The sequence below is a fragment of the Paraburkholderia sp. genome, from assembly GCF_050742655.1.
Classification (GTDB): Bacteria; Pseudomonadota; Gammaproteobacteria; order Burkholderiales; family Burkholderiaceae; genus Paraburkholderia.
The window spans coordinates 1-12748 of sequence record NZ_JBOIGG010000017.1; the positions used below are offsets into that span (position 1 = coordinate 1).

A 12748-nucleotide genomic window follows, 5' to 3' on the forward strand; every position below is an offset into this window, starting at 1 on the left:
GCCATCAAGCGCCCACACTTATCGGCTGTTAGTTTTTAAAGATCAGTTCCGGCTCACCAGACAGCACTCCCACCGCCGCCCCGCTCACCGTCTGCCGCCCTGCAGCAGAGAAACGAGATTATGGAGACTTTCCTCTCGAGCGTCAACAGGTTTATCACTTCTCCCCCGCCACCACTCGCCCGGAAATCCCCGCCATTGCTGGCTCTCCCGTCTTCCCGCACCCCGTTTCCCGAAGCGCGAAAGTCCGCAATTCTAGTCACCTCATCTCGCCCTGGCAAGCGTTATTTCTAGCAATGTTTGAAGACCGCTTTGCGCTTCTCGACGAACGCCGCCATTCCCTCTTTTTGATCTTCGGTGGCGAACAGCGAATGGAACAGCCGGCGTTCAAAATGCACGCCTTCCGCCAGCGTCGTCTCATAGGCGCGATTCACCGACTCCTTCACCATCATCACGGCCGGCAACGGAAACTCAGCAATTGTCGACGCGGCGGCAATAGCCTCGTCGATCAGCGACGCCGCCGGTATCACCCGCGACACCAGTCCCGCTCGCTCCGCTTCGGCGGCATCCATGAAGCGCGCGGTCAGGCACATATCCATCGCTTTCGCTTTTGAAACGGCGCGCGGCAGACGCTGCGTCCCACCGGCGCCCGGCATGATGCCGAGCTTGATTTCGGGTTGCCCGAACTTCGCCGTGTCGGCAGCGAAAATGATGTCGCACATCATCGCCAGTTCACAGCCGCCACCCAGCGCGAAGCCAGCGACTGCGGCGATGATCGGTTTGCGAATCGTCCGGACCGTTTCCCAGTTGCGCGTGATGTAGTCGCCCTTATAGACGTCCATATAGCTGTAGGTCGCCATCATTCCGATATCCGCGCCCGCAGCAAACGCCTTCTCGCTGCCGGTCACGACGATCGCGCCGATGCCGTCGTCGACATCGAATGCCTTGAGCGCCGCGCCTAGCTCGTCCATCAACGCATCGTTCAGCGCGTTCAATGCCTTCGGACGGTTCAGCGTAATCAGGCCGACGCGACCGCGGGTCTCGACCAGAATGTTTTCGTACGTCATGAGTGCTCCTTGGTTTGCATAAGTGAATCCGCGCGAAAAACACTTCGCGCAGGCCGCCCAATCAATGCTAACATTCACCAACCAACCGGTCGGTTAATTATTCGCCAGGATTTCCCCCAAACTTCTGTTCGGCATTCCTTCTGTCATGACACATCCTCTGTTCACGAAGCACGAAGACACATTGCACAAGGCGCTCGCCGCCATCGAGACGCGCGGCTACTGGAGCCCGTTCGCCGAAATGCCCAGTCCGAAAGTGTACGGGGAAACCGCGAATGCGGACGGTGAAGCGGCGTTCAAAGCCCATCTGGACAAGCCGTTCGAACTCGACCAACCCAGCACCGGCGAAACCGTCGGTACGGAAGTCTCGCCGTTCGGCTTTCCGCTCGGTATCCGCTACCCGAAGGCCGACCCCGACGCGCTGATCGCCGCCGCCGCGCACGCGCAACGCGCGTGGCGCACGGCTGGTCCGCAAGCATGGGCAGGCGTATGCCTCGAGATTCTCGCGCGCGTGAACCGCGCCAGCTTCGAGATCGGCTACAGCGTGATGCACACCACCGGCCAGGCATTCATGATGGCGTTCCAGGCCGGTGGCCCGCATGCGCAGGACCGCGCGCTCGAGGCGGTCGCCTACGCATGGGACCAGTTGCGCCGGGTGCCGACGGACGCGCACTGGGAAAAGCCGCAAGGCAAGAACCCGCCGCTCGCGATGAAGAAGCGGTACACGATCGTGCCGCGCGGCACCGGCCTTGTCCTCGGCTGCTGCACGTTCCCGACGTGGAACAGCTATCCCGGCCTCTTCGCCGATCTCGCCACCGGCAACACGGCGATCGTCAAACCGCATCCCGGCGCGATCCTGCCGCTCGCGATCACCGTACGCATCGCGCGCGACGTGCTGCGCGAAGCCGGTTTCGATCCGAACGTCGTGACGCTCCTCGCAACCGAACCCAATGACGGCGCGCTCGTCCAGGATCTCGCGCTGCGTCCGGAAATCAGGCTCATCGACTTCACCGGCAGCACGCAGAACGGCACGTGGCTGGAACGGCATGCGCATCAGGCACAGGTCTTCACCGAGAAAGCGGGCGTGAACCAGATCGTCATCGACTCGGCCGACGACATCAAGGCCGTCGCGCGCAACATCGCTTTCTCGCTCGCGCTGTACTCGGGCCAGATGTGTACGGCTCCGCAGAACATCTACGTTCCGCGCGACGGCATCCGTACGCCCGAAGGCGTGCTCGGATTCGACGCGGTCGCCGAAGCAATCGCGGGCGCCGTGCAGAAGCTCGTTGCAGATCCGGCCCGTGCCGTCGAACTGCTGGGCGCAATCCAGAACGACGGCGTCACGCACCGCATCGACGAAGCACGCCAGCTCGGCCCCGTGCTGGTCGCCAGCCAGACGCTCGAACATCCCGCCTTTGCCGGCGCGCGCGTCCGCACGCCGCTCGTGCTGAAGCTCGACGCCGCCACCGATGCCGGACAGTTCACACGCGAATGGTTCGGCCCGATCTCGTTTGTCATCGCGACCGACTCCACCGCTCAATCGCTCGACCTCGCCGGTTCGATCGCCGCCGAACACGGCGCACTGACACTGTCGATCTACAGCACCGACGATGTCGTCGTCGAAGCCGCGCACGAAGCATCGGTCCGTGGCGGCGTCGCTCTGTCGATCAATCTGACGGGTGGCGTTTTCGTCAATCAGTCCGCCGCGTTCTCCGACTTTCACGGCACCGGCGCGAACCCCGCGGCCAATGCCGCGCTCGCCGATGCCGCATTCGTCGCGAGCCGCTTCCGTGTCGTTCAAAGTCGCGTTCATGTTGAGCCGGTATCCGCATCTGCATAAGTCAGCCGGACAGACTATGCCGTTTGGCCGGATGGAACCGGGGCCACGCTCCGAATAACATGAGCCTGATGAACGATTACCACCGCTCGGCTCGACGCAGGAACACAACATGACCGATGCCTTTATCTGCGACGCGATTCGCACCCCGTTTGGCCGTTACGGCGGCGCCCTGAAAGACGTGCGCCCCGACGATCTCGGCGCCGTGCCGATCAAGGCACTGATCGCCCGCAACCCGGGCGTCGACTGGCGCGCGCTCGACGACATCATCTATGGCTGCGCGAACCAGGCCGGCGAAGACAATCGCAACGTCGCGCGCATGTCGGCCTTGCTGGCCGGCTTGCCGACCGACGCGCCCGGTGCCACGATCAACCGACTGTGCGGCTCCGGCATGGATGCGGTCGGCACGGCCGCCCGCGCGATCAAGGCGGGTGAAGCGCGCCTGATGATCGCGGGTGGCGTCGAGAGCATGACGCGTGCACCGTTCGTGATGGGCAAAGCAACGTCAGCGTTCTCGCGTCAGGCCGAGATTCACGACACGACCATCGGCTGGCGCTTCGTCAATCCGCTGATGAAACGCGACTACGGTGTCGATTCGATGCCAGAAACCGCGGAAAACGTCGCGGTCGAATTCGGCATCGCTCGAGCCGATCAGGACGCGTTCGCGATGCGCAGCCAGCAGAAAGCGGCGGCCGCGCAGCGCGAAGGCCGGCTCGCCGAAGAAATCGTCGCCGTCGAGATCCCGCAGAAAAAGGGGGACCCGTTGCGCGTCATGCTCGACGAGCATCCGCGCGAAACTTCGCTCGACGCGCTAGCGAAACTGAAAGGCGTCGTGCGCGCCGACGGCACCGTGACGGCAGGCAATGCGTCCGGTGTAAACGACGGCGCGTGCGCGTTGCTGCTCGCCAATCACGCGGCTGCGGACCAATACGGCCTGCGTCGCCGCGCCCGCGTGCTCGGCATGGCGACGGCCGGCGTCGAACCGCGCATTATGGGCATCGGTCCCGCGCCCGCGACGCAAAAGCTGCTCGCGCAACTCAACATGTCGCTAGAGCAGTTCGACGTCATCGAACTGAACGAAGCGTTCGCATCGCAGGGTCTTGCCGTGCTGCGCACGCTCGGTTTGCGCGACGACGATCCGCGCGTCAATCCGAACGGCGGTGCCATCGCGCTGGGGCATCCGCTCGGCGCATCTGGCGCGCGGCTCGTCACGACGGCGCTGTATCAACTGGAGCGCAGCAACGGCCGCTTTGCGCTGTGCACGATGTGCATCGGCGTCGGCCAGGGCATCGCGCTCGCGATCGAGCGGATCTGAACAGATCAGAACGCAGCGGACACCGCACACGGTACGTCAGGAGGAGACAAAACATGTCATACGAAACGATCCAGGTCGCCGTCGACGCATCGACGCGCGTCGCGACCGTCACGCTAAACCGCCCGGACAAGCTCAACAGCTTCACGCGCGCGATGCACGGCGAACTCGCCGAAGCGCTCGACCAGGTCGAAGCAGCCGGCGCCCGTGCCCTGGTCCTCACCGGCGCGGGTCGCGGCTTCTGTGCCGGTCAGGATCTCGCCGATCTCGACTTCACGCCGGGCGCGATGACCGATCTCGGCGATCTGATCGACGCTCATTTCAATCCGTTGATCCGGCGTCTGCAGGCATTGCCGCTGCCGGTAATCGCCGCGGTGAACGGCACCGCCGCCGGCGCCGGCGCCAACCTCGCGCTCGCGTGCGACCTGGTTGTCGCCGCACGCTCGGCGAGCTTCATCCAGGCCTTCGTGAAGATCGGCCTCGTGCCCGACTCGGGCGGCACGTGGTTTCTTCCGCAACGCGTCGGTATGGCACGGGCACTCGGACTCGCCCTCACCGGCGAGAAACTCGATGCGGAGAGAGCCGAACGCTGGGGGATGATCTGGCGCGTGGTCGACGATGCGGAACTGTCTACGACAGCCACGCAACTCGCGACGCAGCTCGCGCAGCAACCCACGCGCGCGATCGCGTCGATCAAGCGCGCATTGCGCGCCAGCGTCACGAACACGCTCGACGGGCAGCTCGATCTCGAACGCGATCTGCAGCGCGACCTAGGCGCGTCGCACGATTACGCGGAAGGCGTGCAGGCCTTCATCGAAAAGCGCGCGCCACGCTTCGAGGGGCGCTGACATGTCGACACAAACCCGAGCGACACAAACCCGAGACCCATCCGCGATGACACCCGACGAACTCGCGCGCGCAACCGCGCAATCCATGTACGACGCCGACCGCTGCAGCCGCGCGCTCGGCATCGAACTGCTCGACGTGCGTCCCGGCTACGCGCGCATGCAGATGACCGTGCGCAGCGACTTTCTGAACGGCCACGAGATCTGCCACGGCGGCCTGATCTTCACACTCGCCGATTCCACCTTCGCGTTCGCGTGCAATTCGTACAACGTCAATACGGTCGCGTCGGGCTGCTCGATCGAATTCCTGCGCCCGGTATCGGGCGGCGATGTGCTGACCGCGGAGGCTGTCGAGCAGACGCTGAGCGGGCGCAACGGCATCTACGATATTCGTGTGACCAACCGGGGCGGCGAAGTCGTCGCGATGTTCCGCGGCAAGTCCGCGCAGATTCGCGGCACCGTGATTCCGTCGCAGGACAGCTAGCCCACAGCCGCCGGCACCGCACACACCCTGTTCCGACAAAAAGCCAAGGAGACATCGATGACCACCCCGCTCCCGCTCGAGCCGATCGAAACGGCGAGCCGCGACGAACTCGCCGCACTGCAGCTCGAACGACTGAAATGGTCGCTCGCACACGCATACCAAAACTCGCCGGTGTATCGGCACAAATTCGACGAAGCCGGCATCCATCCGTCGGAGCTGCATTCGCTCGCCGACCTGTCGCGCTTCCCGTTCACGACGAAAAAAGATCTGCGCGACAACTATCCGTTCGGGATGTTCGCCGTGCCGCAGGAACGCATCTCGCGCATCCATGCATCGTCGGGTACGACCGGCAAGCCGACGGTCGTCGGCTACACCGCGCGCGACATCGACACGTGGGCCAACCTCGTCGCGCGCTCGATCCGCGCGGCGGGCGCACGTGCCGGCGACAAGGTGCACATCAGCTACGGCTACGGCCTCTTCACCGGCGGTCTCGGCGCGCACTATGGCGCCGAGCGCGCGGGTCTCACCGTCATTCCGTTCGGCGGCGGCCAGACCGAGAAGCAGGTGCAGCTGATCCAGGATTTCCGGCCCGACATCATCATGGTGACGCCGAGCTACATGCTGTCGATCGCCGACGAACTGGAACGCCAGGGCATCGACCCGGTAACGTGCTCGCTGCGCACCGGCATCTTCGGCGCGGAGCCGTGGACCAACGACATGCGCCTCGCGATCGAACAGCGCATGGGTATCGACGCGGTCGACATCTACGGTCTGTCGGAAGTGATCGGTCCGGGTGTCGCGTCGGAATGCGTGGAAACGAAGGACGGTCCGACCATCTGGGAAGACCACTTCTATCCCGAAGTGATCGACCCGGATACCGGCGAGGTGCTGCCCGACGGCGAGCTCGGCGAACTGGTGTTCACGTCGCTGACCAAGGAAGCGCTGCCGATCGTCCGTTATCGCACACGCGATCTGACGCGCCTCTTGCCCGGCACCGCGCGCACGATGCGGCGCATGGAAAAGATCACCGGCCGCTCGGACGACATGATGATCGTGCGCGGCGTGAACGTATTCCCGACGCAGATCGAAGAGCTGCTGTTGAAGCAGCACGCACTCGCGCCGCACTATCAGATTGTGTTGACGAAGGAAGGTCCGCTCGACGTGCTGACGCTGAATGTCGAGCCGTGTCCCGAAACCGCGCCGGACACCACCGCGCTCGACGCGGCCCGGCACGCGCTCACCTACGACATCAAGGCGCTGATCGGCGTGAGCGCGGTGGTCAAGGTGCTCGGGGTCAACGGGATCGAACGGTCGGTGGGCAAGGCGAGACGCGTGATCGACAAGCGCCTCACGGGCGCATAGCGGATGATCGCCGCGTCACGAGCGCGGCAGCAGCAGCCACATCCGGCCGGCCTGTTTCATCTTGCCGGCGAGGTCGCCTGCGTCGTCGCCGAGCCCCCAGAAGTAATCCGCACGCACGCCGCCCTTGATCGCCGAGCCAGTGTCCTGCGCGAACACGAGGCGATTCATCGGCTGGTTGGTCAGTGGACGCGTGGTCTGCAGAAACACCGGCGTGCCGAGCGGAATCGACGAAGGGTCGACTGCAATCGAACGTTCGGGTGTCAGCGGCACGCCCAGCGCGCCGATCGGGCCATCCGCGCCGCCGCCAGCCGACGGTTCGGCCGAAGACATCTCGCGGAAGAAAACGAAGCGCGGGTTCGTATCGAGCAGTGCATCGACGCGCGTCGGGTTCGCGCGCGCCCATGCCTTGATGCCTTGCATCGTCGCCTGTGCCGGCGTCACTTCGCCGCGGTCGAGCAGCCAGCGGCCGATCGACCGGTACGGCTGGTTGTTGGTCCCGCCGAAGCCCACGCGCATCACGCTGCCGTCTTCCATCACGACGCGCCCGGAGCCCTGCACCTGCAGAAAGAACGCTTCGATCGGATCGTCGACCCACACGAGTTCGTTGCCGTTCAGCACGCCGGACCGCTCAAGCTGCGCGCGCGACGGCAGCGCCGTACCCGTCCGATAGCCGGCGGGCCAACGATACAGCGCCGTCTGATAAACGCCTTGACGCGTGCGCGAGCCGCGCAGCAGCGGCTCGTAATAGCCCGTCACGAGACCGTCGAGCGTGCCGTCGTTATTGGCGAGCTGAAACGGTGCGAAGTAGGTTTCGAAGAACGTCCGCGCACCGGCTACGTCGAGGTCGTCGAGCTGGTTCGCAGCCGTGCACGCACGCTGCCAGCTGGCCTGACGCGCAAGCCGCACGCAGTTCTGCCGCAGCGCCGCGGTCGCGCCGATCAGCGAATCGTCCTGCCAGCCCGGCACCTGCTGCCACTCTACCTGCGTCAGCCGCGCAGGCGCGATCTGCCCGGGGATGATCGCCGCTCCAGTCGGCGGAGCGCCGGGCCGTACCGCTTCGCGTCCGCCGCACGCGGCGAGCAGTACCGCTATCGACACGGTGCCGGCCCACGCGACGGCCCGCCGGATAATACGCATACAATGTTCGCTCTTGATGGAAACCGCCATGTCTGATCTGCTCGACGAATACCCGATGCTCATATTCGCGCTGGAATCGCTGCTCGCGCTGGGGCTGCTGATTTTCATCGTGGTGTGGACCACGTCCGGAAAGAAGAAGGCGTCGCGCGACAAATAGCGTCGGGACTGTCGACAGACATTGAACGCGGGCACGCGTTCAATGCAGCGTGCGCGGCATGCGCAGGATGAATTCAGTAACCGGGGCGTCGAACCGCTCACCATCCTCGGCCACGCAGAAGTACTCTCCGCGCATCGTGCCCACCGGCGTCGCGATCACCGCCCAGCTCGTATATTCGAATTGTTCGCCGGGTTTGAGCAGCGGCTGATGGCCGACTACGCCGAGCCCCTTCACTTCCTGCACGCGCGATTCGCTATCGGTGATGACCCAGTGGCGGGCGATCAGTTGGGCGGGCACCTGCCCGCTATTGCGGATAGTCAGCGTATAGGCGAACGCATACTGGCGATGTTCCGGGTCCGACTCTTCGGGCAGGTATTGCACCTGCGACGACACGCTGAATTCGTACTGACTCATCCTGGTTCCGCTCGCTTCCGGTCTGATGAAGATAAGGTGAAAAGTCTTCGCGAAGCCCGCTCGCCAATGGGTCTCCGACCGGATTCCCGGCCGGCCGGCGGGAGGCTCGTCATGGATTGGCATTCTGCTTGATGCCACGCGGACCCGCAACCGGCGTCTCCCGTCCGGACGAGGCCGCATCCGTCGGCGAACCGGTAAAATAACGGTTTTCCCGTCAGCCACTCCCCGCCATGACGCAATTCCACATCGCTCCCAGCATCCTGTCCGCTGATTTCTCGCGGCTCGGCGAAGAAGTCCGTAACGTTGTCGCCGCCGGCGCCGACTGGATTCACTTCGACGTGATGGACAATCATTACGTGCCGAACCTGACGATCGGCCCGCTCGTCTGCGAAGCGATCCGCCCGCACGTTCAGGTGCCGATCGACGTGCATCTGATGGTGCGCCCGGTCGACCGCATCGTGCCGGACTTCGCGAAGGCCGGGGCTAACGTGATCAGCTTTCACCCTGAAGGCTCCGATCACATCGACCGGACGCTGTCGCTGATCCGCGATCACGGCTGCAAGGCCGGCCTCGTGTTCAACCCGGCCACATCGCTCAACTACCTCGATCACGTGATGGACAAGGTGGACCTCGTGCTGATCATGTCGGTGAATCCGGGCTTCGGCGGGCAGTCGTTCATCCCTGAGGCGCTGAACAAGCTGCGCGAAGCGCGAGCGAAAATCGATGCCTATAACGAGCGCACCGGCCGCCACATCCATCTCGAAGTGGACGGCGGCGTGAAGATCGACAACATCGCGGAAATCGCAGCCGCCGGCGCGGACACGTTCGTCGCGGGCTCGGCCATTTTCGGCAAACCGGACTACAAGGCGGTCATCGACGAAATGCGCGGGGCGCTCGCCACCGTCGCGCGCCAGCCATGACCGCAACGCCTCCGTTCGCCGCGCCGGCATTCACCGGGCCGCGCGTGCGGGCCGCGATCGTCGACCTCGACGGCACGATGATCGATACCGCCGACGATTTCACCGCGGGCCTGAACGGCATGCTCGCGCAACTCGACGCGGAGCACACGTCGCGCGAAGAAGTGATCGGCTACGTCGGCAAGGGTTCCGAGCATCTGGTCCGCAGTGTGCTCGTGCCGCGCTTCGGCGACGAGCGCGCGCAGGCGCGCTTCGACGAGGCGCTCGCGCTCTATCAAGCCGGGTACGCGAAGATCAACGGCCGCCATACGACGCTCTATCCCGACGTCGAAACCGGCCTCGCCGCGATGCACGCGGCGGGCCTGAAGCTCGCGTGCGTGACCAACAAGCCGCACCGTTTCGCGGTCGAACTGCTCGAACAGTACGGGCTGCTGCGGTACTTCGACATCGTGCTGGGCGGCGACAGCCTGCCGAAGAAGAAGCCCGACCCGCTGCCGATGCTGCACGCGTGCGCCGCGCTCGGCGTGGCGCCGGAAGCGGCGGTCGCGATCGGCGACTCCGAAAACGACGCCCTGGCGGGCCGCGCGGCGGGCATGGCGACCCTCACGGTGCCCTACGGCTACAATCATGGGCAGGCTGTACAAACGATAAAATCGGATGGTATAGTTGCCTCGCTCCTCGATGCCGCCAAGGCAATCGCGGCATATCAATCACCGGCTTAACAAAGTCCTTCCTCATGTTTCTGAATAAAAAACGGAGTCTGAGCAGCATCGACCGGGGAGCTTGGCCCTGGCGTCGCTGGTCGCACTGACACCTCGCTTGAGGTACGCTGAAGCCCGACTTCGGCACCGTTTTTTACTTCGCTGCGCTCGCGCACTTTTCCTGGTTGTTTGTTGCTGGTCCCGCTTTGTCGGCTTGACCGTCGCCGCGTACCTGATGTGCTGCTTCAGGCACCGCGACGATCCACCCGATGCGCGCACCGCACCTCCAGGTTCTGCTCCGCACCGGTCGCTCCCGCCCGACACCGTCGACGGCACCCGCAACCGGCAGCGCAACACACTGCATTGTCCGGCGCTGCCTGCCGCCGGACGCACGAACAGGATCGGAACATGACCGAACTCGAATTCCAGTCTCTCGCGAACGAGGGCTTCAACCGCATTCCGCTGATCGCCGAAGCGCTCTCCGATCTCGACACGCCGCTGTCGCTCTATCTGAAGCTCGCGCAGCCCGAACGCAACGGCGCCAATTCGTTCCTGCTCGAGTCGGTGGTGGGCGGCGAACGGTTCGGCCGCTATTCGTTCATCGGATTGCCGGCACGCACGCTGATCCGCACGCGCAACGGCATCTCCGAAGTGGTGAAGGACGGCAAGGTCGTCGAAACCCACGAAGACGATCCACTCACGTTCATCGAGCAGTTCCAGAAACGCTTCAAGGTCGCACAGCGCCCGGGCCTGCCGCGTTTTGCCGGCGGCCTCGCGGGCTACTTCGGTTACGACGCGGTGCGCTATATCGAAAAGAAGCTCGCGCACACCGCGCCGCCCGACGATCTGAATCTCCCCGACATCCAGCTGCTGCTGACCGAAGAGGTCGCGGTGATCGACAACCTCGCGGGCAAGCTGTATCTCGTGATCTATGTCGACCCGACCACACCCGAAGCCTACGCCCGCGCGAAGCAGCGTCTGCGCGAACTGCGCCAGCGTCTGCGTACCACCGTGCAGCCGCCGGTCACGTCGGCGAGCGTGCGCACCGAAACGTATCGCGAGTTCGCGAAAGACGACTACCTCGCCGCCGTGCGCAAGGCGAAGGAATACATCGCGGCCGGCGAACTGATGCAGGTGCAGGTCGGCCAGCGCCTCACCAAGCCGTATCGCGACAATCCGCTGTCGCTGTACCGCGCGTTGCGCTCGCTGAATCCGTCTCCGTATATGTACTACTACAACTTCGGCGAATTCCATGTGGTGGGTGCATCGCCGGAAATTCTCGTGCGCCAGGAAAAGCGCGGCGAAGATCGCATCGTGACGATCCGTCCGCTCGCGGGCACGCGGCCGCGCGGCAACACGCCCGAGCGCGATGCTGAACTCGCCACCGAACTGCTGAACGACCCAAAGGAAGTCGCCGAGCACGTAATGCTGATCGACCTCGCGCGCAACGACGTCGGTCGTATCGCGCAGATCGGCTCGGTCGTGGTGACCGACAAGATGGCGATCGAAAAGTACTCGCACGTGCAGCACATCGTGAGCTCGGTGGAAGGCAAACTGAAGCCAGGCATGACGAACTTCGACGTGCTGCGCGCGACCTTCCCGGCCGGCACGCTGTCGGGCGCGCCGAAAGTCCGTGCGATGGAACTGATCGACGAACTCGAACCCGTGAAGCGTGGGCTGTACGGCGGCGCAGTCGGCTATGTGTCGTTCACGGGCGAGATGGATCTCGCGATCACGATCCGCACCGGCGTGATCCACAACGGCAACCTGTACGTGCAGGCCGCAGCGGGCGTCGTCGCGGATTCGGTACCCGAATCCGAATGGCAAGAGACCGAGAACAAGGCGCGCGCGGTGCTGCGCGCCGCCGAGCAGGTGCAGGACGGCCTCGATAGCGACTTCTGACCGGAGACAGACCATGCTGCTGATGATCGACAACTACGACTCGTTCACCTATAACCTGGTCCAGTACTTCGGCGAACTCGGCGAAGACGTGCGGACCCATCGCAACGACGAAATCACGCTCGACGAAATCGCCGCACTGAAGCCCGAGCGCATCTGCCTGTCACCGGGACCGAGCAACCCGCAACATGCGGGCATCACGCTCGACGTGCTGCGCGAATTTTCCGGCAAGGTGCCGATTCTCGGCGTGTGCCTCGGCCATCAGGCGATCGGCGAAGCATTCGGCGGCCGCGTGGTGCGCGCGCAGACCATCATGCACGGCAAGGTGAGCGAGATCGAAACCGACTGCAAAGGCGTGTTCGCCGACCTGCCGAAGCACTTCACCGTGACCCGCTATCACTCGCTCGCCATTGAACGCGAATCGCTGCCCGATTGCCTCGAGGTATCGGCGTGGACCGAGGATGGCGAGATCATGGGCGTGCGTCACAAAACGCTCGCGGTCGAAGGCGTACAGTTTCATCCAGAATCGATCCTGTCCGAACACGGTCACGCGCTGCTGGAGAATTTCGTCAAGCAGTCGAAATCCGCCGACCGGCATCGCCACGCATGAAGATCGAGGCCG

13 protein-coding genes are annotated in these 12748 nt (G+C 64.3%); 10 read left to right on the forward strand and 3 right to left on the reverse strand.

Annotated features, from left to right (window positions below; translation table 11 throughout):
- Positions 1-287 precede the first annotated feature (287 nt).
- Positions 288-1064 (reverse strand): enoyl-CoA hydratase, encoded by a 777-nt coding sequence (locus tag ACREXZ_RS22280; protein WP_431766290.1) that lies wholly within the window; start codon positions 1062-1064, stop codon positions 288-290.
- A 145-nt stretch (positions 1065-1209) separates the two neighbouring features.
- Here ACREXZ_RS22280 and paaN point away from each other — a divergent pair, with 145 nt between their 5' ends.
- From paaN to paaK, 5 genes are all read left to right on the forward strand, one after another.
- The gene (paaN, locus tag ACREXZ_RS22285; protein ID WP_431766291.1) at positions 1210-2901 is read left to right on the forward strand and encodes a phenylacetic acid degradation protein PaaN; all 1692 of its coding nucleotides are present in this window, start codon (positions 1210-1212) and stop codon (positions 2899-2901) included.
- 109 nt (positions 2902-3010) lie between these two features.
- Positions 3011-4213 carry a 3-oxoadipyl-CoA thiolase gene (gene pcaF, locus ACREXZ_RS22290; RefSeq protein WP_431766292.1) on the forward strand — a complete coding sequence of 401 codons (1203 nt, stop codon included), beginning with the start codon at positions 3011-3013 and terminating at the stop codon, positions 4211-4213.
- A 53-nt stretch (positions 4214-4266) separates the two neighbouring features.
- A complete protein-coding gene (gene paaG, locus ACREXZ_RS22295) occupies positions 4267-5058 on the forward strand; it encodes a 2-(1,2-epoxy-1,2-dihydrophenyl)acetyl-CoA isomerase PaaG (protein WP_431766293.1) in 792 nt (263 codons plus the stop codon).
- 46 nt (positions 5059-5104) lie between these two features.
- A complete protein-coding gene (paaI, locus tag ACREXZ_RS22300) occupies positions 5105-5539 on the forward strand; it encodes a hydroxyphenylacetyl-CoA thioesterase PaaI (RefSeq protein ID WP_431766294.1) in 435 nt (144 codons plus the stop codon).
- A 57-nt stretch (positions 5540-5596) separates the two neighbouring features.
- A complete protein-coding gene (paaK, locus tag ACREXZ_RS22305; RefSeq protein ID WP_431766295.1) occupies positions 5597-6901 on the forward strand; it encodes a phenylacetate--CoA ligase PaaK in 1305 nt (434 codons plus the stop codon).
- Between the two features lie 15 nt (positions 6902-6916).
- On the opposite strand, the gene mltA is transcribed toward paaK, so the two are convergent.
- Positions 6917-8101, reverse strand: coding sequence for a murein transglycosylase A (gene mltA / locus ACREXZ_RS22310; RefSeq protein WP_431766296.1), 1185 nt, complete (start codon positions 8099-8101; stop codon positions 6917-6919).
- Between mltA and ACREXZ_RS22315 the strand changes: the two genes are divergently transcribed.
- Positions 8067-8195 (forward strand): hypothetical protein, encoded by a 129-nt coding sequence (locus ACREXZ_RS22315; protein WP_431766451.1) that lies wholly within the window; start codon positions 8067-8069, stop codon positions 8193-8195. The genes mltA and ACREXZ_RS22315 overlap by 35 nt on opposite strands.
- Before the next feature lie 39 nt (positions 8196-8234).
- On the opposite strand, the gene apaG is transcribed toward ACREXZ_RS22315, so the two are convergent.
- On the reverse strand, positions 8235-8609 hold the full coding sequence (gene apaG / locus ACREXZ_RS22320; protein WP_431766297.1) for a Co2+/Mg2+ efflux protein ApaG: 375 nt from the start codon (positions 8607-8609) through the stop codon (positions 8235-8237).
- A gap of 230 nt (positions 8610-8839) precedes the next feature.
- On the opposite strand from apaG, the gene rpe reads away from it, so the two are divergent.
- The 4 genes from rpe (at position 8840) to ACREXZ_RS22340 (ending at position 12736) form a co-directional block, all read left to right on the forward strand.
- A complete protein-coding gene (gene rpe, locus ACREXZ_RS22325) occupies positions 8840-9529 on the forward strand; it encodes a ribulose-phosphate 3-epimerase (RefSeq protein ID WP_431766298.1) in 690 nt (229 codons plus the stop codon).
- Complete coding sequence (locus tag ACREXZ_RS22330) at positions 9526-10248, forward strand: phosphoglycolate phosphatase (protein WP_431766299.1); 723 nt, start codon at positions 9526-9528, stop codon at positions 10246-10248. Before rpe ends, ACREXZ_RS22330 begins: the two co-directional genes overlap by 4 nt.
- A 387-nt stretch (positions 10249-10635) precedes the next feature.
- Positions 10636-12129 (forward strand): anthranilate synthase component I, encoded by a 1494-nt coding sequence (gene trpE, locus ACREXZ_RS22335; RefSeq protein ID WP_431766300.1) that lies wholly within the window; start codon positions 10636-10638, stop codon positions 12127-12129.
- A gap of 13 nt (positions 12130-12142) precedes the next feature.
- Entirely contained in the window at positions 12143-12736 is a 594-nt protein-coding gene (locus ACREXZ_RS22340) for an aminodeoxychorismate/anthranilate synthase component II (protein WP_431766301.1), read from the forward strand.
- Positions 12737-12748 lie beyond the last annotated feature (12 nt).